Here is a 20203-nt window from a genome sequence, read left to right on the forward strand (position 1 = left end):
AGTGACGGGATGGAAGCGAACCAAAACTCAGTCTTGAATATCCTGGCCGCGGGCCTTGATTGTGGGGACATCGTTTTCTCGACGCATGCCGAAATTGCCTTGCGCGTGCAACGCTTGCTCGACGACCCCGACTGTGCCACCGAGCAGTTGGGGAAGCTTATCGCCGCCGATCCTTTGCTGTCCGCCCGGGTGCTCGCCCTGTCGAATTCGCTGGCCTATAACCCGTCGGGGCGGGCCGTTACGGAACTGCGGGGCGCGATCGCACGCCTTGGGTTTGCCAACTTGCGCGCCGTGGTGGCGTCGGTCGTTGTGCGGCAGATGAAAGCTGGGAGTCAGACGCCGGAGGCGCGTGTCATGGCCGCGCGGCTCTGGGAACACACGGCCCACGTCGCCGCTCTGGCGCGCGTAATCGCCCGCCGGGTGACGCACCAAAATCCGGAAGCCGCCTTTTTTGCCGGGATCGTGCACGAGGTCGGCAGTTTTTATCTGCTCTCACGGGCTGGCGAGTTTTCGGGCGTGCTGAGCCGCGAACTGGAGGCATGGCACGGCGAGGGGGAGGCCATTGTCGGCCGTGCCGTTCTGCGCGCGCTTGATGTGCCCGACAGTGTTCTCGAGGCGATGGAGACGCTTTGGTCCGGTTATCTGGCCTTGCCGCCCGTTTCGCTCGGCGACACCCTCCTGCTGGCCGACGAACTCTCGCCCGTCGAGTCGCCATTCGATGCGCTGGACGGTATGAGCCGCAAGGGCATGGCCGTTGAACTCGACATGGCTATCGATGACGAGATGCTGAGTCAAATCCTTGCTGAGTCGGCGGAGGAGGTGCGTTCTCTGACGGCAGCACTTGGTGAAGCGGCTTGAGGTTCTTTTCCCTCATTACTCATCGCTCAGTTTTCCTGTTTTTCACGACTACGTAGTTTCCGCAAATTTCTGCGGATTCCACGGATGCACAAGAAAAACCAATTTTGAGAGCATCGGATCATCGCCCAAATGCGGGCAGGTCGATCGAGTGATGTAAGGGAGAAAGGGCGTTATGAGCACGGTCATGTTGGTGGACGATTCGGCCACCATTCTTTTGAGTATTGCGAGCATTCTGGGCAAAGCGGGTTATTCGGTGGAAAAAGCGCCCAATGCCGAGCAGGCGCTCAAGAAATTCAATGACGGCGTGAAGATCGACCTGTTGATCACCGATCTCAACATGCCCGGCATGAATGGCATCGAACTGATCAAGGAAGTGCGCCAGCTTCCTTCGTACAAATTCATGCCGATTCTTTTTCTGACCACCGAATCGCAGCAGTCGAAGCGCATGGAAGCGAAAGCGGCGGGCGCATCGGGCTGGATCGTCAAGCCGGCGACGGCCGATGAATTGCTTAACACGATCAAGCTTGTCCTCCGTTAAGGGGGCGATGCCGATAATGATTCATTCGGAGATCGTGCGAGGCGAGCAGTCCGCCGACGGGGAAATCGTCAATGAGCGCATTGCCGTCGAGCTGGAGCAGGTCCGCCTGTTCAACGATGTCATGCGCGGCCAGTTGCAGGCGGTGGCCGAGGCCACGGAAATCGCGGCGTTCAGGATCGCCGAACGTTTGCACGTCCTCGATCGCGAGGTGGCGAAGCTTGAATCGATCACGTCGGACACGACGGCACCGGCCGAGGGCGTCCGCCAGTGCATTAGCAGGATGGCTGGTGGGCTGTTTGAGGCGCACGCGCAAATCCAGTTTCAGGATGTCGTTCGGCAGCAGATCGAGTTGATCGTGCAGGCGCTCGGCCAACTTGATGAGCATGCTTTACAGCTGGCGCGGAGTCTGCGCGACCCCGGGCCGTCGGTCGCGCAACCCTCAGTGGCCGAACGTCTTGATGAGTTGTACAGCGGTTACGTGATGGATCGTCAACGTGTGGCCCATGATGTGGCGCTTCAGCGTGAAACGCCCTCCACGGGGACGGCGCCACTGCGAACGGAACTCTTCTAAAAGGGGAATGCAATGTCGTCCGGCCAGCTATTGACCTTGACCGAGGATCTGACCATCTACAACGCGCTTGAGCTCAAGTCACGTCTTCTGGAAGCGCTTGCCTCTTCCGACGCGCTTGAGCTCGATCTTCTTCAGGTTGCCGACATCGACACCGCCGGGGTGCAGTTGCTTCTTCTGCTCAAGAAGGAAGCGCAGCGGGCCGGGAAAAGGGTGGCGATTGTCGCCCACAGTCAGGCGGTGCGCTCGGTGATCGAATTTTGCAATCTGGCCGCCGAGTTGGGCGACCCGCTGGTGATTCCGGCCACCGAGTCGGTATGAGGAGATGGAAATGGATGAGCTGAAAGACGAGTTGATCAGCGTCTATGTCCAGGAAAGCCGCGAACAGCTGGACGAGATGGAGGATGGTCTGCTGCGCCTTGAGCAAGACCCGGATGACGCGGACAACATCAACGCGATTTTTCGTGCGGCCCATACGATCAAGGGCGGTTCGGGCGTCATCGAATGTGGTTTTATCGAGCAATTCACGCATCGTGTCGAAAACCTGCTCGATGCCCTGCGTAACGGTGAAATCGCGGTCAGCGGACCACTGGCCACGCTGCTGCTGGAATGCTGTGACCACATGCGCAGCCTGATGGATGTCCTCGTTGCCCAGAAGTCGTCGCCCGATGATGAAGTGCAGGTACGCGGGGAGGAGTTAGGCAACCGCCTGCAAATCTTTATCGATAGCGTTCGGGCGGCGACTTTGCCCCCCGTCGCTGCTTCCGATGCCGTCGAAGTTGAGAGCAGCGGCGGCGGTGAGGTCAATACCGATAGTTGGCACATTTCCGTGCGTTTTGGCCAGAACGTCTTGCGTGGCGGAATGGAGCCGTTATCGTTCCTCCGTTTTCTCGCCTCGCTGGGCGAGGTCGTTGGCATTGAGACAGTGCCGGACGGGATTCCCGCCGCGGCCGAAATGGACCCGGAATCCTGCTACCTTGGTTTCGAAATCCGTCTGAAAACAACGGCATCAAAAATCGAGATCGAGCGTGTGTTCGACTTCGTGCGGGATGATTGCGAGCTGCGCATTTTGCCGCCGCACAGCAAGCTTGATGACTACATCCTGCTCATTCAGGAACTACCTGAAGACACGATGCGGTTGGGCGAAATGCTCGTGCGTTGTGGCGCGCTGACACAGAGCGAACTTGAGCGGGGACTGATCGCGCAACAACAGGCGACGGATGCGACGGCGGAACAGGAAGCCGCGCCATCGACGCCGCTCGGCGAGATTCTCGTCGGGAGCAAGCTTGTTCATAAAGAAGTGGTCGACGCCGCCGTTGCCCGCCAGACCCAGGTGACCGACAAGAAAGCCCGCGATGCGCAGATGGTGCGGGTGCAGGCCGACAAGCTCGATCAACTGATCGACCTCGTCGGCGAACTCGTGATCGCCGGTGCTTCCGCCAACCTGATTGCGTTGAAAAGCCGGCACAGCGAATTGCTCGAAGCGACTTCCGTACTCTCAAGACTGGTCGAGAGCATCCGCGATTCGGCGCTGCAACTGCGCATGGTGCAGATTGGCGACACGTTTACGCGTTTCAACCGCGTCGTGCGCGATGTCTCGAAGGAACTCGGCAAGGAGATCGAACTGTCGATCAGCGGCGCCGAGACGGAGCTCGACAAGAGCGTCGTCGAGAGAATTGGCGATCCGTTGATGCACCTCGTGCGCAATTCGCTCGACCACGGCATTGAACCGGCCGACGTGCGTCTGGCGCGCGGCAAACCGGCGTGCGGGCGCGTTTCCCTCAACGCGTTTCACGACTCCGGCAGCATCGTCATTCAGGTCTCGGACGACGGCGGTGGGCTGAACCGCGAGAAAATCCGTGCCAAGGCCATCGAGCGCGAACTGATCCAGCCGACCGATCCGCTTTCCGATCACGAGATCATCAATCTCATCTTCGAACCCGGCTTCTCGACCGCCGATCAAGTCTCCAAGCTCTCCGGTCGGGGCGTTGGCATGGACGTTGTCCGCCGCAACATCCAGGCGCTGCGCGGCACGGTCGATGTGGCTTCGGTCGAAGGCCAGGGCTCGACGTTCACCATTCGCCTGCCACTGACGCTGGCCATCATCGATGGCTTTCTGGTCGGCATCGGCCGCGCGTCCTACGTCATTCCGCTCGACTCGGTCGTCGAGTGCATCGAGCACAAGAACCTGGCCGGCGAGCGCAACTTCCTCAACCTGCGCGGTGAAGCGCTGCCGTTCATCCGCCTGCGCGATCTGTTCGAGATCGAGGGGCAGGCGCCGGCGCGCGAAAGCATCGTCGTCGTCCAGTTCGGCGGGCAGCGCGCCGGCATCGTCGTCGATCAACTGATGGGCGAGTTCCAGACCGTCATCAAGCCGCTCGGGCGGGTGTTCGCCAACCTGCGCGGCATCAGCGGCTCGACCATTCTCGGTAGCGGCGAGGTGGCACTCGTCCTCGATGTCGCCGCGCTGGTGCATATTGTCACGCGCGCCGAAGAGGAGTGCTGGCTGATGTACCGGCACGTCGCGCCCGTTTCTTCCGCAGCAAGCATTCCGCCAGCGATTTTGGCGGGGACATAAAACGTACATCATTCCAACCATATAACTCTTGCTGAATCAGCATAAACCACGTGAAGGAGCCTTCGATGAAACTACGCTCTATTTCTATCCGCAGCCGTCTCGGTTTGCTGTCCATCTTTGCGCTCGTGATCTTGGCGGCGGTGGCTTTCTACACGGCCGTTATGCAAAGGGAACAAATGTTGCAGGACCGGCGCGCCAAGTTGCTTGCCGTGATCGAAATGGGGTACTCCCAGACGGCACGGTATGCCGCCTTGGCTAGCCAAGGCGAAATGAGCGTTGAGGAGGCTCAGGAGGCTGCTCGGTTAGCTATACGCAATATGCGTTTTGAGGGAGATAATTACATTGCCGTCCAGAGTTTGGACCTCAAGATGGTTGAGCACCCGGCCAAGCCCGAGATGAATGGAAAAGACATCTCTGACCTCAAGGATGTCAAGGGGTTTCGTATCAGCCACGAGAACAACGAAAGTGCCAAGCGCGATCGGAATGAGACGACTGAATACCTCTGGCCTAAGCCTGGCCACAACGAGCCGGTAAAGAAGATGTCGCTGAGCAAGCTGTTCGCCCCGTGGGGGTGGGTGCTCACTGCAGGGGTTTATCTGGACGACGTGCAGACCGAATTCAACAAATTGGCGCTCACGATTGGCTCCGTGATTGGATTGGCGATGCTACTGTTGATCACGTTGTCGGTGGTGATTACACGCTCGATTACGCGCCCGATCGGTGAGGCGGTCATGGCGTCGGAGCGGATTGCGAATGGTGATCTGACGGTTCGTCTTGAAGACGATGGCAAGGACGAGGTCGGCCAGTTGATGAAGGCCATGCAGGCGATGATTGGCCGCCTGACGCAGATCATTGGCGAAGTGCGCACGGCGGCTGACAACCTGACCAATGCGGCCGGCCAGGTTTCGGCGACGGCCCAGTCGCTGTCGCAGTCATCCTCGGAACAGGCGGCCTCCGTGGAGGAAACGACCTCGTCGATGGAACAGATGACCGCGTCGATTGCCCAGAACACCGAAAACGCCCGTGTCACCGACGGCATGGCCTCGAAGGCGGCGCAGGAAGCGGCGGAGGGCGGTAACGCCGTGAGCCGCACGGTTGAGGACATGAAGAGCATCGCTGGCAAAATTGGCATCATCGACGACATCGCTTATCAGACCAATCTGCTGGCGCTCAATGCGGCGATCGAAGCGGCGCGGGCCGGCGATCATGGCAAGGGTTTCGCGGTGGTCGCGGCAGAAGTGAGAAAGCTGGCCGAGCGTTCGCAGGTGGCGGCGCAGGAAATCGGCAATCTGGCCGACTCTTCGGTCAAGCAGGCCGAACGGGCCGGGGAACTGCTCACCGAGATGGTGCCCTCGATCCGCAAAACGTCCGACCTCGTCCAGGAAATCGCTTCGGCGAGCCAGGAGCAAAGCACGGGCGTGACGCAGATCAACGGTGCCATGGGGCAACTCAACCAGGCGACCCAGCAGAATGCTTCGGCGTCCGAAGAGCTCGCCGCGACAGCCGAAGAACTCGGCTCGCAAGCCGAGCAACTGCAGCAGACAATGACGTTCTTCAAGCTCGATGAAGGTTCGCGCAACATGGCCGTCAGCCGTGCGGTGAGTGGCTCGTCGCGCAGTGCCGCAACGCGACTCGCTACGGCGGCGCCGACCGGCGCGCTGCAGATCAACGAAAGCGACTTCGAGCGCTACTGAGGAAAGACGGATCATGGGACAGATCGTGCAAAATCAGGCGCCGCATCCAGTCAAGGCGGCCGCCACGGCGGCATTGGCCAGGAGCACGGCCATCGTGGCGGGAAATGAGCGGGAGCACCCCTCGCAATACCTGACTTTTTCGCTGGCCGGCGAAATGTTCGCCCTCGGTATCCTCAATGTGAAGGAAATCATTGAATACGGCCACCTGACCGAAGTGCCGATGATGCCGGCTTTCGTGCGCGGGGTGATCAACCTGCGGGGCAGTGTGGTGCCGGTGATCGATCTGTCGGCCCGCTTTGGCAGCAAGTCGACCGAAGTGACCCGCCGGACGTGCATCATCATCGTTGAAGTCTTCGATGGCGAGGTTCGGCACGACATCGGGGTTCTGGTCGATGCCGTATCCGAGGTGCTGGAAATTCCGGGCCGCGAAATCGAGCCGCCACCGTCGTTCGGGGCCAGGATTCGCGCCGATTTCATCGCCGGCATGGGCAAGGTCGATGGCAAGTTCGTGATCATCCTCAACATCGACAAAGTGCTCTCGGTCGAGGAAATCACGTTGCTGACATCGGGCGAAGCCGCTGTCGGTACGGGAGCGGCCGGAGCGGCCGAAATCGCGATGGCCTGCAGCACGGCGTGAGGCGGTGGGGTAGCCCGAATGGGTTGGAGGCAATCATGGCGAAAAGCGGGGAATACGGGATGTGCACGGAAAAATCCGCGCCGCTTCTTGCCGAAGCTGCGGACGGAGAGGTCGTCCGTTCCCGGCCGGCCTCCGCTCCGCATTTGCTGAAGGCGACACCGGTGTCGCCGCTGCGCCGGCGCAGTACCGATAACGAGGTGGTGCTGGTTGTCGACGATGCGCCGGAGAACCTGAGTTTCCTCGGGTCGCTGCTGCAGGAAGCGGGTTACCGGGTGAAGGTCGCCAACAGCGGTTTCGTCGGGCTTGGACTGGCATCAAGGGAGCCGAAGCCGGCGTTGATCCTGCTTGACGTGATGATGCCGGGCATGGATGGCTATGAAATGCTGCGCGAGCTGCGCGCCAATCCAGCGACGTGTGATATTCCGGTCATTTTTCTGACGGCGCGGGACGCCGACGAGGACGAGCAACGCGCCTTCGATGCCGGTATCGCCGACTACATCGTCAAGCCGATCAAGCCCGCCGTCGTGCTGGCGCGGGTGCGCAGCCAGCTGCTGGTCCGGCACGCCCGTCTGTGGCTGCAGAACCAGAATCAGGCGCTGGAAGCCGAAGTGGCGCGCCGCATGCGGGAAAATGAGTTGATCCAGGCGGTCAGCATCCGGGCCTTGGCGCATCTTGCCGAAACGCGCGACAACGAAACGGGCGATCATCTGGAGCGCACCCAGTCCTACGTCCGTCTGCTCGCGACGCGCTTGGCGACGCATCCACGTTTCTCCGCCATCCTGTCCAGCCGTTACATTGAAAGGCTCACCCTCTCGGCGCCGCTGCACGATATCGGCAAGGTCGGGATTCCGGACCGCATTCTGCTCAAGCCCGGGCCGCTGGCGCCCGACGAATGGGAGATCATGAAAACGCATACGCTGTTGGGCTACGAAGCGATTACTCTCGCCGAGCGCGACATCGATACGTCAGTCGATTTTCTTGCCCAGGCCAAGGAAATTGCCCGGTGGCACCACGAGCGCTGGGACGGCCGCGGCTACCCGGACGGGCTGGCGGGCGATGCCATTCCTGTCTCGGCGCGGCTGATGGCGCTGGCCGATGTGTTCGATGCAATGATCTCAAAGCGGGTTTACAAGGAGGCCATGCCGTTTTCCGAGGTGCGTGGCTTGATCGCCAGCGAGCGAGGGCGTCAGTTCGACCCGGATGTGACCGACGTATTTCTTGCCGGGTATGATGAATTCACGGCGATTGCGCAGCATCACGGTGTTAATCGGTGAGCGGCAGGGTTGATGTGCCGATCTTGATCTCTTTCAGTCCCATCTTCTTGTCGACGCCATGTTCCTGCGCCAGATTGTGACCCGGTTTTGCGAAGCGACGCTCCGCGCGAATCCGTTTGTGGTGTTCCTCGTGTACGTCCTGCTGGGCGGTCTCTGGATCATCGGGTCGCATATCGTATTTGGCACTACCCATCCGCATGCGGGTGAGTGTGTCGATCTCATCATGGATGTCGTGTTCCTGTTTGGCTCGGCTGGCCTGTTGCATCTGCTCCTGCTGAACAGAGTGCGCTCCGGGGCCGGCGGAGCGTCAGGAATGGGCGGCGATACTGGACGGTTGGCGCGACCCCGGCTCAAGACACGCTATCTGGTTTTGCTCTTCATCCTGTTGACGCTGATCGTGCCCCTGTTGGGATTGTTGCACTACAGGTTGCAAACTCCGGTGATCGAAAAGGAGACCTTCGACAAACTGGAAGCGATTGCCCGGCTGCACACCGAGCGCATCGAGCAATGGCTGCAGGAGCGGGGCGAAGACATCGAGGTTTTCGCCAACATGCCGCTGACGGTCGAGCAAGTGGATGGACTCACGCATGCGATTACGGATCGTTCGCGGGAAAATTCGTTGCGTGATGGGCTGGCCAGCCGTGTCCAGACCATTCAGGAAACGCACGGCTACGAGGCGGTGGCGGTCTTCGACATGCACGGCAAGATGCTGCTCGGCGCGGGCAAGACGGAGCGTTTGTCGGCGGAGATAAGGCTGCTCGTCGCACGGGCTGAACGAATGCGACGTGTCCAGCATGGCGAGTTGCTTGACGTGGACGATCCTGTCGCAAGCGGTGCGACCGATTCAAGCGAGCGCGCGGCCGCGGCTGGTAAGGCAAACAGAGAGCCAAGCGGCAAGATCATGCACTTTGCGGCTCCCGTTCGGTCGCGCAACGGCGACAGGCCGGTTATCGGCTTCATCGTTTCGCGTGTCGATGTTGGGAACGAAGTGATTTCGGCGCTCGGCAAATGGCCGACGGTCAGCGAAAGCGGCGGGTTGATGCTGGTGCGGCGGGACTTCGACGATGTCGTTTTTCTGGGGAGTCTTAAAAATCCCGGTGTTATGAAGAGCGGACGAATGCCGCTGACCCGGACCGAGTTGCCGGCGGTGCGCGCGATCCTCGACGGATCGCCCGGCATAACCCGGGGTCGGGATTATCAAGGGCACGATGTTTTTGCCGCCTATCGTCCGGTGGCCGGGTCGAACTGGCATCTTGTCACCAAGATCGATCGTGCCGAGGTGATGGCGCCACTGTGGCGGAACGTGTCCTGGATTACCGGCATTGCCATCGTGGCGAACCTGGCCGTCATGGGGGCGCTGTTTGCGCTGTGGCTCCAGCGCGAAGAATCGCAACGGCTCGTGCGGCTCGCTGAGCAGAGCAAATCGGACCGGCTGCTGGAGAAGTTTTTCAGTCTGCGCTTCGTCGGCATGGCCATTCTTTCCGCCGACAAGCGCCAGTTTCTTCGGGTCAATGACCACGGTTGCGCGATGCTCGGCTATTCGCGCGAGGAATTGCTCCAGAAGACGTCCCGCGAGATTGTCCACCCTGACGATCTGGAAACGGTTTTCGGCCACATTCTGCGCGTACGCCTGGGCGAGACGCACAGCGCGGCCTTCGAGACGCGTGTCGTCTGCAAGGACAGCAACGTCCTTTTCGTCAGCGCCGAGGTGACGGCGGAGCGTTCCCCGTCAGGGCGGCTCGAATATCTTTTCCTGACGGTGCAGGATATTTCGCCACGCAAGATGCATGAAATGGCGTTGAACATCGTCAATGCCCAGCTCAAGACGAGCCAGTCCGAACTGCGTCTGCAGAACGAGAGCCTGCTGCAGACGCAGAAGGCGCTTGAGGAATCGCGGAGCCGCTATGTCAGCCTCTATGAGTTTGCGCCGGCCGCGTACCTGACCTTGTCGCCGGATGGCGTTATCAGGCGGATCAACAAAACCGGCGCGGACTTGCTCGGTGTGGAGCGCGGGGGGCTGGAAGGACGTCATTTCGTGACGTTCGTGGCTCCTGCCGATCTGTTGCACTGGGACGATTTCCTGCGTCTTTCCGTGCGTGATGGCGAGCGCCATGCCGAGGAATTTTCCCTGCTGGCGGCCGATGGCCGGGAGCTTTACGTCAATGCGGAAAGCCGGGGACAAAAGGACTCCGATGGAGAACTTTCAATAAGGGCGACGCTGACCGATATCACCGCGCGCCGTCATGCCGAGATGGCCTTGCGCACGAGCATCGAGCGCTACGAAGCGGTGACGCAATCCTCGCCCGATGCCATCGTGACGGTCGATAGTCTGGGCGTCATCGTTTCGTGGAATCCGGGCGCTGCGAAAATATTCGGATTGGCTGAGTCCGAGGCGATCGGTCAGCCGCTCGAAACGTTGTTGTCGGGCGATTCGGTCGAAGGCTACCGGGGGATCATGAGCGGCATTCGTTCGGCGCACGCGGCGGTGTCGCTCAGTCCGTTCGAACTGGTCGCCGTGCGGCGGACGGGGGCGGGCGAGATTGCTGGCCTTGTCGCCAAACTAGAGGAAGTCGACGTCGATCTGTCGCTGTCGCGCTGGCAGGTGGCCGATGGCGTCTATTACACGCATACCTTGCGCGACATCACGGCGCGCAAGCACAACGAGCGCGCGCTGCGCATTCTTTCCGAAGCGATCCGGCAGAGTCCGGAGGCGATCGTCATTACCGACGTGGCGGGCCGTATCGAGTTCGTCAACGAAGCCTTCGTGGCGCACACCGGTTATTCGGCCGACGAGGTGCATGGACAGAACCCGCGCATTCTCCATTCAGGAAATACGCCTCCCGAGTATTACCAGGCAATGTGGGCCGCGCTTGGACGAGGCGAATCGTGGAAAGGCGAATTCCACAACCGGCGCAAGGATGGCCGCGAGTTCGTCGAATTCGCGGTGGTGGCGCCGATTCGCCAGGAAGACGGCTCAATCACGCACTACGTCGCGGTGAAAGAAGACATTACCGAGAAGAAGCGGCTCGGGGCGGAGCTCGACCGCTATCGTTTCAATCTGGAGGATCTGGTTGCGCAGCGCACGCAGCAGCTGGCCGAGGCACGTGTGCAGGCGGAGGCGGCCAGCGTGGCCAAGAGCGCTTTCCTCGCCAACATGAGTCACGAAATCCGTACCCCGATGAATGCCATCGTCGGCCTTACCCACCTGTTGCGGAGCAGCAGCCCGACGCCCCGTCAGATCGACCGGCTCGACAAGATCGAACAGGCGGCATCGCATCTCCTCGCGCTGATCAACAACATCCTCGATTTGTCCAAGATCGAGTCCGGCAAACTTGAGCTTGAGGAAACCGATTTCCTGCTCGGTTCGGTCGTCGACAATGTCCACACGATGATCGCCAGCCAGGCACGGGAAAAACGCTTGTCGATCAGCATCGATGCGGATGATGCGCCGATATGGCTGCGCGGCGATCCGACGCGTTTGCGCCAGGCCCTGCTCAACTATGCGAACAATGCCGTCAAGTTTACGCAGCACGGCAGGATCGTCCTGCGTGTCCGTTTGCTTGAAGAAGCCGATGACGAACTTCTAATGCGTTTTGAAGTCCAGGATACGGGGATCGGTATCGATAAAGACAGGATTTCCGAGCTTTTCACCCCCTTCGAGCAGGCCGATCCGACCATCGCCCGCCGGTTTGGCGGCACCGGACTTGGCCTGGCGATCACCTTGCGTCTGGCCGTCATGATGGGCGGCGATGTCGGCGTTGAAAGCGAGCCCTACAAGGGCAGTACCTTCTGGTTTACCGCCTGTCTCAAGCGCGGCCGTGGCGCTCCCCCGAGTATCCGGGATAGTCGATCCGTTGATTACGAGCGTGAGTTGCAGCAGGTGGCGCAAGGTGTCCGCGTCCTGCTCGTCGACGATGTCGAAGTCAATCTGGAGGTTGCCCAGCTCCTGTTGCATGCCGTGGGCTTCTCGGTTGATGTTGCCCGTAATGGCATTGAAGCTGTCAATCAGGCACGGAACGAAAAATATGAACTGCTATTGATGGACGTGCAGATGCCCGAGATGAACGGTCTCGACGCTACGCGGGCGATTCGTCGGCTGGCCGGCTATGCGCAGACGCCGATTCTGGCGATGACGGCGAATGCCTTCGATGAGGATCGGAAAAATTGCCTGGAGGCGGGGATGAGCGATTTCATTTCCAAACCGGTCGATCCGAATGGCCTCTATGCGGTGCTGCTCAAATGGCTGCAGTCGCCAGCGCCATTGTCGGATGCCGTGCCGGTTGGCAACGCCATCGGGCTGCTGCCAAACGCAGACGCTGTTTCCGCCAGCGGAGCGTCGGGCGTGTCGTGTCCGGCGGAGCGCGGTGATCGGGAGGGCGTGTTGCCAAGCACCGCCGTTGAGCCGACCCGGGGGCCGGTTGGACAAAGACTGGCGGAGGTGGCTGGTCTGGATATCGACAACGGCCTGACGCGCGTGCGTGGCAGCGAGGAAAAGTATGTGCGGGTCGTCACGCTGTTTCTGAACGGGCATGAGCGTGATGGCGACAAGCTGGCCGACGCGCTGGCCGACGACGACATGAAGGCCGCCGAACAACTGGCGCATTCGCTGAAAGGCTCCGCCGGACTGATTGGTGCTACCACGGTCGCGGAGCTGGCCACGTCGTTGCTTGATGCGATAAGGGCGGGCGAGGGTAGGGACGAGATCGTGGAACGCCATGCCCGGCTTGATCTTCCGCTCCGTGCCCTGATCGATGGCCTGTCGCGGGCGCTTGCTCCGGCAAACGAGGCGCCGGGTGCCGCGACGGAGAGCCAGGCTGGCTTGCTTTACGAGCCGGCGCGCCGGCGCGTCGTTCTTGAGCGGCTGGTGGTCATGCTCGAGGAGGGTGATATGCAGGCTGGTGAATTGGCCAAGGAAGAGGCGGCGCTCTTGCGCGCGGCCTTCGGCGAACGCAGTGGGCCGTTGCTGGCGGCGATCGGCGTATTCGATTTCAAACACGCCCTCGACTTACTACGCGACGCGCGCGAGGATGTTCCCGTCTGCGAACCGTGAGTTAGCCGACCGGCGCGCGTAACGGCATCACGTCGACGACCAGGCGCACGAGTTCGGCGACCGAACCGGCCTGAAGCTTTTGCATGATGAGCTGCCGGTACGTTTCGGTGGTGCGCACGCCGATGCCGAGTTCGTCGGCGATCACCTTGGTGATCTTGCCGTCGAATATTCCCTGCAGCACTTCTTTCTCGCGCGGCGTCAGCTGCGCGATGCGCTCGCCGATCGCACGGTTTCTGAGCAGAAGTTCGGCGCGCTCCTTGTTGATGCGCAAGCCGTCCTGAATGCGCTCGATCAACTCCTGCGAGGAGAACGGTTTCTGGAAAAAGTCGAGCGCTCCGCCCCGCATGGCGCGCACCACCGATTGCACTTCGGCGTAAGCGGAAATGAAGATGATCGGCAGATTGACGTTGCGCCGGTTCAGTTCGTCCTGCAGTTCGAGACCGCTCATGCCGGGCATGCGCAGATCGCTGACGATGCAGCCCTGTAATCCGTCGAGATCCTGTTCGACGAACTTCAAGGCGCTCTCATAGACGACGCACGGCAGGTTGATCGATTCGGCGAGATCAACCAGCAAAAAGGTCACGACCGGATCGTCGTCGATTAGAAAAACCTTGGGCGTCCCCCGCTCGGAATGGTCATTTTTCATTTTTCTGCAAACCGGGCACTCGAAATGGTTATCGAAAGAGTTGCCGGACTGCGAGGCAACATCGCAGCGATGATACAAATTCACTATTGATGCTGCAAGGAAATGCACATCAAAGCAAAGGGAAGGTGCCGGGCAGGTAGTCCCGGCATCTTCCCTTTTATCCCAGGTGGGGGCGATGGCGAAGCGAAAAGCCGGCCCGACAAGGACTATTTGAAGAAACCCCGTGCCTGCATCCGGTCGCAGCCGTTCTGGCGCGGTGTCGGCAACGTGGTTCCCTTTTCCTTGGCCCGGGCTTCCATCAGGTTGCGGTGCTCGGCCTGAATGGCCTTGCATTCCTCGTACGTTTTGGCCGCGAACATTTTGTCGCGATGCGCCGTGCGTTCTTCAGGTGTCATCAATGCCCAGCCCGGCGTAGTGTTCTGGTTGAAGTACATGCATCCGGCGCCTCCGCCGCGTGGCCCCGGCCCCCAGCCGCCACCCATGCCGCCGCCCATGCCGCCGCCCATGCCCGGCCCCTGTGCCATCGCCGGTGCGGCCAGTGTGGCGCCAAACAGGGTGATCAGCGTCAGGCGTTTAAGGTTCATCGTGCTTTTCATGGCAATACTCCTCGGTGATCGTTTGCAAGCGGAGAGCTCTGAAACATTGCAACGTGAATCCTGGTTGCAATTTTCGTCCGCCAGTGACTCTATTAAAGGACAAATCTGTAAAGCGCGTGTTGCTGAAAAGGGGGGAATTGCATCGCGGTATTGCACGTTGGGAGTACGTTACAGTGCGTTACAAATTCGTCTCCGGATAGCCGGCGGGGCCGATGAAAATCCGCTTCAATAATTGACAAGGACGAACACGTTTCCTCGTCCGTTTGGGGAATTCCATGGAAAGCCGTGATTGCATTCTTGTCGTCGACGATGATCCAGAGATTCGCCGCCTGCTTGGCGATTACCTGATGCGCAATGGCTTCGAGGTGGTCGCGGCGCGCGACGGTCGCGAAATGTGGCAGATGCTTAGCCGCCATGCCGTCGATCTGATCGTGCTTGACCTGATGTTGCCCGACAGTGACGGGCTGACGCTGTGCCGCGATCTGCGCGCGAAGGCCGCTGGCGCGGGAGCATCCCCGACACTTTTGGCGCACCCGAACCTGCCGGTGCTGATGCTGACCGCCCGCGGCGAGGAAACGGACCGCATTATCGGCATCGAGATGGGGGCGGACGATTACCTCGTCAAACCGTTCAATCCACGCGAACTGCTGGCGCGCATCAAGTCGATCCTGCGCCGGACGCGGGCCTTGCCGCCCAACCTGATGCCCGAGTCGGCGCGCTTCCTGTTTTTCTCCGGCTGGATGCTCGATACCGGCACGCGTCTGTTGACCGCGCCCGATGGTGTGGCGACGCCGTTGTCGGGTGGCGAATACCGCTTGCTGCGCATTTTTCTCGACCACCCGGACCGGGTGCTGAGTCGTGACCAGCTTTCCGAGTTGATTCATGGCCGCGAGGCCGATCCATTCGACCGGGCCATCGACGTTCAGATCAGCCGTCTCCGCCAGCGCTTGCGCGATGACAGGCGCGAGCCGCAACTGATCAAGACCGTGCGCGGCGAGGGCTATGTGCTGGCGTCGCCCGTGGAACGGAGGAATGCATGCGCTTGAAGTATCTTTGTTCAGCGTTTGGTCGGCGGGTGTCCCGGCTTTTCCCGGCCAGCCTGTTTGCCCGTACGGCGTTGATTTTGCTGGCCGGACTGGTTGCCGCACAGGCCATCAGTTTCTGGCTGCATTGGGGGGAGCGGGCCGTCGTGGTTTCGCAGGCGCGCGGGCTGCATCTGGCTGACCGTATGGCAGACGCCGTGCGCCTGCTTGAGGCGGACAAGTCGCAGCGCCGTGTGATCGCCACGGCACGTTTGCGTGCGGACGGGATTCAGGTTGCGCCGGTCGATTCCGACGAGGTTTTCAACTTTGTTCCGCGCGGCCAGATTCAGGCCATGCTGGCCATGCGTCTCGGCAGTACGCGCGACATTCGGTCGCCGGACATGATGGGCGGGGGCGGAAACTGGCGCAATGGCATGGGACGGATGCAACGGGAAGCAGCTCTGCCGGGCGCGCCGCGGACCTTTGACATTCGGCTGGACGATGGGCAATGGGTACGTTTCACGGCATCGCATGAGGCGCCGGCGCCAGCACTGCCGCATGATTTTCTGACGCATCTGCTGGTCTCGCTCATCGCTGTGACGGCCGTTGCCATGCTGGCCGTCCGGCAGGTCATCCGTCCGCTGCAGCAGCTTGCCGGCGCGGCCGATGCGCTCGGACATGATCTTGGCGCTCCGCCGCTCCCCGAGGAAGGTTCCAGCGAAATGCGGCGGGCGGCGCAGGCGTTCAACCGGATGCGCGAACGCATCAAGCGTCTCGTCGATGAACGTTCGCGCGCCCTGGCAGCTGTTTCGCACGACCTGCGCACGCCGCTGACGCGTTTGCGCTTGCGTGCCGAGTTGATCGACAACGAGGCGTTGCGCGACCAGATGGCGGCGGATCTTGAGACCATGAGCGCCATGCTTGAGGCCACCCTCGACTATCTGCGCGGCTTGCAGGAAAACGAAACGCAGCGCCCGATCGACATCAACGCGCTGTTGAACAGTCTCGTCGAGGATGCGGCGGTGCTCGGCAAGAACGTCAGTACGGAAGGCGCCGCGATGCAGCCTTATCGTGGCCGTCTGACCGCCTTGCGTCGCGCCCTGCAGAATCTGATCGATAACGCCATCAAGTACGGCCGGAGCGCCCATGTCCGGATCGAGGACGGCCCGCAGATGCTGCGGCTGGTCGTCGAAGACGACGGGCCGGGCATTCCGCCGGAGGATCTGGCGCGGGTCACCGAACCGTACTATCGCCCCGACGCGTCGCGTCGTGCCGAAACCGGCGGCGTTGGCCTGGGCTTGTCGATTGTCAAAGACATTGCCTTGATGCACGGTGGCGAATTGTTGCTCGCCAACCGTCCGCTGGGTGGGCTGGCCGCGACGCTCGTGCTGCCGAGGGAAACCGGGAACGTTGCGTCGGCGTGCTGATGGTCCGGCCGGAAAGAGGGGAAGGGGGCTAGAATTCCGCCTTTTGTGTTTTTCCCCGGCTGACGCTTCTCCGGGATAATTGCTTATCGTGATTCCCTTTCGCATCCCCGCTTCGCACCATTCCTTCGAGCTCGAGGAGAAACGCAGCCGCTTTATCGCCTATGCAGCGCATGCTGCGAGTCGCGAGGCGGCTGAAACGTTTATCCGCGATATACGGAGCCAGCACCCGCAGGCGCGTCACGTCTGCTGGGCCTACATTGCCGGCGCGCCGACGACGACGGTGATGTCGATGAGCGATGACGGTGAGCCGAGCGGTACCGCGGGCCGGCCGATGCTCCGCGTGTTGCAGCACAGCGGGGTGGGCGAGATCGTAGTCGCCGTGGTGCGCTACTTCGGCGGCATCAAGCTCGGTACGGGCGGCTTGCAGCGGGCCTATTCGGAGGCCGTCAGCGGTGTTCTGGAGGACTTGCCGGTGTCGTTGAAAGTTGCACGCACGGCCTTTCGGTTGCGCTTCGCCTACGCGCAGGAACCGGCCGTGCGTCATGTGCTGGGTCATTACGATGTGGACGGCGCGTGTTTCGATTATGGCGAGGATGTTTCCCTGTCCGTGCAGGTGGCGGAGTCCGAGGTGACGGCATTTCAGACCGAGGTCGTTAATCAGTGCGCGGGAGCGCTGGAAATCGAGTGTGTCGAGGATTGAGACGGCGGTGGAAGCCGTTTTGACCGTCCAGACGCTTTGTGTTCTACTTTTTGCCCTTTCCCTCGTACTTTTCTCCAATCGATTTGCAACAGGCATTTGACCCATGGCACTTAAATTCCAGACCGTCCCCGTCACCATGTTCCAGCAGAACTGCACCATCCTCTGGTGCGACGAAACCATGCGCGGGGCCGTGGTCGACCCGGGCGGCGATTTGCCGGTCATTCTCGATGCGATCAAGCAAACCGGTGTGACGGTCGAAAGAATCCTGGTTACGCACGGCCATATCGATCACGCCGGGCAGGTGGCCTCGCTCTCGAAAGAACTGTCCATTCCGGTCGAAGGGCCGCATCAGGACGATCAGTTCTGGATCGACGGCATGCCGGCGCAGAGCAAGATGTACCGTTTCCCGGATGTGGAGTCGTTCACGCCGGATCGCTGGCTGAAGAACGGCGATACGGTCCGCTTCGGCAATATCGAGATGCAGGTGCTGCACTGCCCCGGTCATACGCCCGGACACGTGGTTTTTTTCCACGAGCCGTCACGGCTGGCACTGGTCGGCGACGTGCTGTTCAAAGGTTCGATCGGGCGGACCGATTTCCCGAAAGGCGATTACGACACGCTGATCGCGTCCATCCGCAATCGCCTGTGGCCGCTTGGCGACGACGTGCGCTTCATTTCCGGACACGGGCCGATGTCGACGTTCGGCGAAGAGCGCCTCACCAATCCGTTCTGTGCCGACTGGTCCTGAGAACGATAGCGGGCTCGTTCCGCGCACCTATCAGTTGCTGATCGATGTGGCATCGCCAGTGCGTGTGAGCATCGGCCGCCTCGGTACCTACGATTTTCCGGCCGGCCTTTATTGCTATACCGGCAGCGCGTTGCGCAATTTCGAGGCGCGGATCCGCCGCCATCTCGCCAAAGAAAAGAAGTTGCGCTGGCACATTGACTATCTGCTGGCCGCGCCCGGTGTCTGCGTACGTGAGGTGCGGCGCCTTGCCGAGCCGGAGTGCGAGGTTAATCAGCGTTTGATTGGCGAGGTTCTTGTGCCCGGCTTTGGCGCGAGTGACTGCCGCGCCGGCTGCGGCAGTCACCTGAAGCGATTGTTTTAGCTGACTTGTGTGTTGATGTGGGCGGCCCAGTGCAGCGCGGTGACCTGCGATTTTGCGTGCGTCAGCGGATCGATGCCAAGCTCGGTCAGCAGCATTTGAGCTGCCTGGAAGTTGCCGGCCTCGGCTGCCGTGATTGAAGCGAGAAGCTTGCCGAGTACGCCGTCGTGATTCGGGTTGCGCAGCGCTGTGGCTACTTCCTCGTGCAGCGGAAGCTCCCGAAGAATGTCGGTCATCGGCAGGTTGATCAGGACGTCGAGCAATGAGAAAAGCCCCGTCAGGAAGGCGTGGTCGGCAAATTCGGCGGCGCCTTCCGGATCCTCATTCGGTTGGCCGGGGAAGATGGAAGCGCAGAGCAACTCCATTTGTCGACCGCGCGCGGCGGCTAGTTGCATGAGCGGGTTAGGGGCGCTGCCGTCGGCAAGATTGTCGGCGTAGATCAGCAGTTGTAGCCATCTTTGCAGGTGACGGCGGCCAAGAATGGTGATTGCCTGCGAGAAATTGCTGATTTTCGCTTTGGCGCCCACCGCGACCGAGTTCACCAGTCGCAGCAGGTTGTAGGAAAGCTTGGGTTCTTCGCGGAAAATCGTTTCTATCTCGCGCGTGTCGCCGTCCTGCTTGACGATATTCAGCAGCTTGATGAGCTTGAGGCGCGTCAAGTCCGGATCACGACCCAGGCGTGGATTGCGTGCCGTCAGGAAATGGCTGTCGCACCACTCGAAACCCTTGCCGGTCAGCCAGTCGAACATTTCGTACGTGCCGACATTGGCGGCCAGCCGGTGCAATCCGGCGTCGTTGGCATAAACCTGATCGAAGCCGGTGAATTCCTGGCGCGCAAAAGCAGCGTCGTATTGCACGTAATCGAAAGCGTTGAGTGGAATCTTGCGCAACTGATCGGGAGCGTCGATGTGAAGGCCGATGCGATAGCCTTCCCGGCGTAGCTGTCCACAATGACGGACACACGTCGCGTTTTCCAGACTGGAGGCCGGCAGGATGAATACCGCCTGCTTGGTGCCGAAACGGCTGACAAACTCGTGGTGTGCGAGCAGCTCCGGTGTCACGGCCGTGACCAGCGGCAGGGAGCCGGCCAACTGAGCGACTCCCGCCTGATTGAGGCATTCGATGTAATGCGCACTTTCTGTCGCCGTGTCAGGAGACTGGCGCCAGTCGAGGGCTGCCCAGCTCTTGTCGGCGGCCAGCAGCGGGCGGAAGAAGAAAAAGGAATCAGGCATCGTTACCGGTGTTTTCTTAATGTTCTTGGGGTTGGGTTCTCAACGCACGCGGGGTATTTTCGCGCATGAGTCGATCATTTTTTACGCATTGTAAATCAATCGTCTTCCCCGTGGCGGCGCCCTGTGAAGTCTGGTGAAGTCGAAGGACGTTCGTTGTCAGGCTGTTTGGGTCGGCGGGCAGGGCAATCGCATCAAACCTACCCGAGTCCAAGGATGGACTCCCGGTAGGCATCAGAGGAGGCGGCGAGGATTCTGCGCGTATGAATGCCAGCCTTTC

General features: G+C 60.8%; 18 protein-coding genes. 14 read left to right on the forward strand and 4 right to left on the reverse strand.

Features of this window, described 5'->3' with window-relative positions; translation table 11 throughout:
* Positions 1–9 precede the first annotated feature (9 nt).
* The 8 genes from GH659_RS13810 (at position 10) to GH659_RS13845 (ending at position 8147) form a co-directional block, all read left to right on the forward strand.
* A complete protein-coding gene (locus tag GH659_RS13810; protein ID WP_153112024.1) occupies positions 10–858 on the forward strand; it encodes an HDOD domain-containing protein in 849 nt (282 codons plus the stop codon).
* A 172-nt stretch (positions 859–1030) separates the two neighbouring features.
* Entirely contained in the window at positions 1031–1396 is a 366-nt protein-coding gene (locus GH659_RS13815; protein ID WP_153112025.1) for a response regulator, read from the forward strand.
* 16 nt (positions 1397–1412) lie between these two features.
* A complete protein-coding gene (locus tag GH659_RS13820) occupies positions 1413–1967 on the forward strand; it encodes a hypothetical protein (RefSeq protein WP_153112026.1) in 555 nt (184 codons plus the stop codon).
* A 12-nt stretch (positions 1968–1979) separates the two neighbouring features.
* Complete coding sequence (locus GH659_RS13825) at positions 1980–2285, forward strand: STAS domain-containing protein (protein ID WP_153112027.1); 306 nt, start codon at positions 1980–1982, stop codon at positions 2283–2285.
* A gap of 10 nt (positions 2286–2295) precedes the next feature.
* Positions 2296–4542, forward strand: coding sequence for a chemotaxis protein CheA (locus GH659_RS13830; RefSeq protein WP_153112028.1), 2247 nt, complete (start codon positions 2296–2298; stop codon positions 4540–4542).
* Positions 4543–4607: 65 nt separating this feature from the next.
* Positions 4608–6236 (forward strand): methyl-accepting chemotaxis protein, encoded by a 1629-nt coding sequence (locus tag GH659_RS13835; RefSeq protein WP_153112029.1) that lies wholly within the window; start codon positions 4608–4610, stop codon positions 6234–6236.
* A gap of 13 nt (positions 6237–6249) precedes the next feature.
* Positions 6250–6873: a chemotaxis protein CheW gene (locus GH659_RS13840; RefSeq protein WP_153112030.1), complete on the forward strand. Its 624-nt coding sequence runs from the start codon at positions 6250–6252 to the stop codon at positions 6871–6873.
* A 35-nt stretch (positions 6874–6908) separates the two neighbouring features.
* On the forward strand, positions 6909–8147 hold the full coding sequence (locus GH659_RS13845) for a response regulator (protein WP_246167868.1): 1239 nt from the start codon (positions 6909–6911) through the stop codon (positions 8145–8147).
* On the opposite strand, the gene GH659_RS14825 is transcribed toward GH659_RS13845, so the two are convergent.
* Positions 8137–8412: a hypothetical protein gene (locus GH659_RS14825; protein ID WP_170285899.1), complete on the reverse strand. Its 276-nt coding sequence runs from the start codon at positions 8410–8412 to the stop codon at positions 8137–8139. The genes GH659_RS13845 and GH659_RS14825 overlap by 11 nt on opposite strands.
* A gap of 48 nt (positions 8413–8460) precedes the next feature.
* Here GH659_RS14825 and GH659_RS13850 point away from each other — a divergent pair, with 48 nt between their 5' ends.
* Complete coding sequence (locus tag GH659_RS13850) at positions 8461–13197, forward strand: PAS domain S-box protein (RefSeq protein ID WP_170285900.1); 4737 nt, start codon at positions 8461–8463, stop codon at positions 13195–13197.
* 1 nt (position 13198) lies between these two features.
* On the opposite strand, the gene GH659_RS13855 is transcribed toward GH659_RS13850, so the two are convergent.
* Complete coding sequence (locus GH659_RS13855) at positions 13199–13843, reverse strand: response regulator transcription factor (RefSeq protein ID WP_153112032.1); 645 nt, start codon at positions 13841–13843, stop codon at positions 13199–13201.
* A gap of 206 nt (positions 13844–14049) precedes the next feature.
* Entirely contained in the window at positions 14050–14439 is a 390-nt protein-coding gene (locus GH659_RS13860) for a hypothetical protein (protein WP_153112033.1), read from the reverse strand.
* A gap of 275 nt (positions 14440–14714) precedes the next feature.
* On the opposite strand from GH659_RS13860, the gene GH659_RS13865 reads away from it, so the two are divergent.
* From GH659_RS13865 to GH659_RS13885, 5 genes are all read left to right on the forward strand, one after another.
* Positions 14715–15485 carry a response regulator gene (locus GH659_RS13865; RefSeq protein ID WP_153112034.1) on the forward strand — a complete coding sequence of 257 codons (771 nt, stop codon included), beginning with the start codon at positions 14715–14717 and terminating at the stop codon, positions 15483–15485.
* A complete protein-coding gene (locus tag GH659_RS13870) occupies positions 15476–16888 on the forward strand; it encodes an ATP-binding protein (RefSeq protein WP_153112035.1) in 1413 nt (470 codons plus the stop codon). The genes GH659_RS13865 and GH659_RS13870 overlap by 10 nt, the downstream gene beginning before the upstream one ends.
* An 88-nt stretch (positions 16889–16976) precedes the next feature.
* Complete coding sequence (locus GH659_RS13875; protein WP_211364254.1) at positions 16977–17588, forward strand: YigZ family protein; 612 nt, start codon at positions 16977–16979, stop codon at positions 17586–17588.
* A 103-nt stretch (positions 17589–17691) separates the two neighbouring features.
* Positions 17692–18336, forward strand: coding sequence for an MBL fold metallo-hydrolase (locus GH659_RS13880; RefSeq protein WP_153112036.1), 645 nt, complete (start codon positions 17692–17694; stop codon positions 18334–18336).
* On the forward strand, positions 18320–18697 hold the full coding sequence (locus tag GH659_RS13885) for a GIY-YIG nuclease family protein (RefSeq protein ID WP_211364255.1): 378 nt from the start codon (positions 18320–18322) through the stop codon (positions 18695–18697). Before GH659_RS13880 ends, GH659_RS13885 begins: the two co-directional genes overlap by 17 nt.
* Here GH659_RS13885 and GH659_RS13890 read toward each other — a convergent pair.
* Positions 18694–19926: an EAL and HDOD domain-containing protein gene (locus tag GH659_RS13890; protein WP_153112037.1), complete on the reverse strand. Its 1233-nt coding sequence runs from the start codon at positions 19924–19926 to the stop codon at positions 18694–18696. The genes GH659_RS13885 and GH659_RS13890 overlap by 4 nt on opposite strands.
* Positions 19927–20203 lie beyond the last annotated feature (277 nt).

Origin of the sequence: Propionivibrio limicola, assembly GCF_009469695.1 — a bacterium.
GTDB lineage: Bacteria > Pseudomonadota > Gammaproteobacteria > Burkholderiales > Rhodocyclaceae > Propionivibrio > Propionivibrio limicola.

Bases quoted from the DNA above. Each gene is read 5' to 3' on its own strand.
- GH659_RS13830 (WP_153112028.1), top strand. From the start codon at position 2,296: ATGGATGAGCTGAAAGACGAGTTGATCAGCGTCTATGTCCAGGAAAGC.
- GH659_RS13865 (WP_153112034.1), top strand. From the start codon at position 14,715: ATGGAAAGCCGTGATTGCATTCTTGTCGTCGACGATGATCCAGAGATT.
- GH659_RS13890 (WP_153112037.1), bottom strand. From the start codon at position 19,926: ATGCCTGATTCCTTTTTCTTCTTCCGCCCGCTGCTGGCCGCCGACAAG.
- GH659_RS13855 (WP_153112032.1), bottom strand. From the start codon at position 13,843: ATGAAAAATGACCATTCCGAGCGGGGGACGCCCAAGGTTTTTCTAATC.
- GH659_RS13810 (WP_153112024.1), top strand. From the start codon at position 10: ATGGAAGCGAACCAAAACTCAGTCTTGAATATCCTGGCCGCGGGCCTT.
- GH659_RS13815 (WP_153112025.1), top strand. From the start codon at position 1,031: ATGAGCACGGTCATGTTGGTGGACGATTCGGCCACCATTCTTTTGAGT.
- GH659_RS13850 (WP_170285900.1), top strand. From the start codon at position 8,461: ATGGGCGGCGATACTGGACGGTTGGCGCGACCCCGGCTCAAGACACGC.
- GH659_RS13825 (WP_153112027.1), top strand. From the start codon at position 1,980: ATGTCGTCCGGCCAGCTATTGACCTTGACCGAGGATCTGACCATCTAC.
- GH659_RS13845 (WP_246167868.1), top strand. From the start codon at position 6,909: ATGGCGAAAAGCGGGGAATACGGGATGTGCACGGAAAAATCCGCGCCG.
- GH659_RS13820 (WP_153112026.1), top strand. From the start codon at position 1,413: ATGATTCATTCGGAGATCGTGCGAGGCGAGCAGTCCGCCGACGGGGAA.
- GH659_RS13880 (WP_153112036.1), top strand. From the start codon at position 17,692: ATGGCACTTAAATTCCAGACCGTCCCCGTCACCATGTTCCAGCAGAAC.
- GH659_RS13870 (WP_153112035.1), top strand. From the start codon at position 15,476: ATGCGCTTGAAGTATCTTTGTTCAGCGTTTGGTCGGCGGGTGTCCCGG.
- GH659_RS13835 (WP_153112029.1), top strand. From the start codon at position 4,608: ATGAAACTACGCTCTATTTCTATCCGCAGCCGTCTCGGTTTGCTGTCC.
- GH659_RS14825 (WP_170285899.1), bottom strand. From the start codon at position 8,412: ATGCAACAGGCCAGCCGAGCCAAACAGGAACACGACATCCATGATGAG.
- GH659_RS13860 (WP_153112033.1), bottom strand. From the start codon at position 14,439: ATGAAAAGCACGATGAACCTTAAACGCCTGACGCTGATCACCCTGTTT.
- GH659_RS13840 (WP_153112030.1), top strand. From the start codon at position 6,250: ATGGGACAGATCGTGCAAAATCAGGCGCCGCATCCAGTCAAGGCGGCC.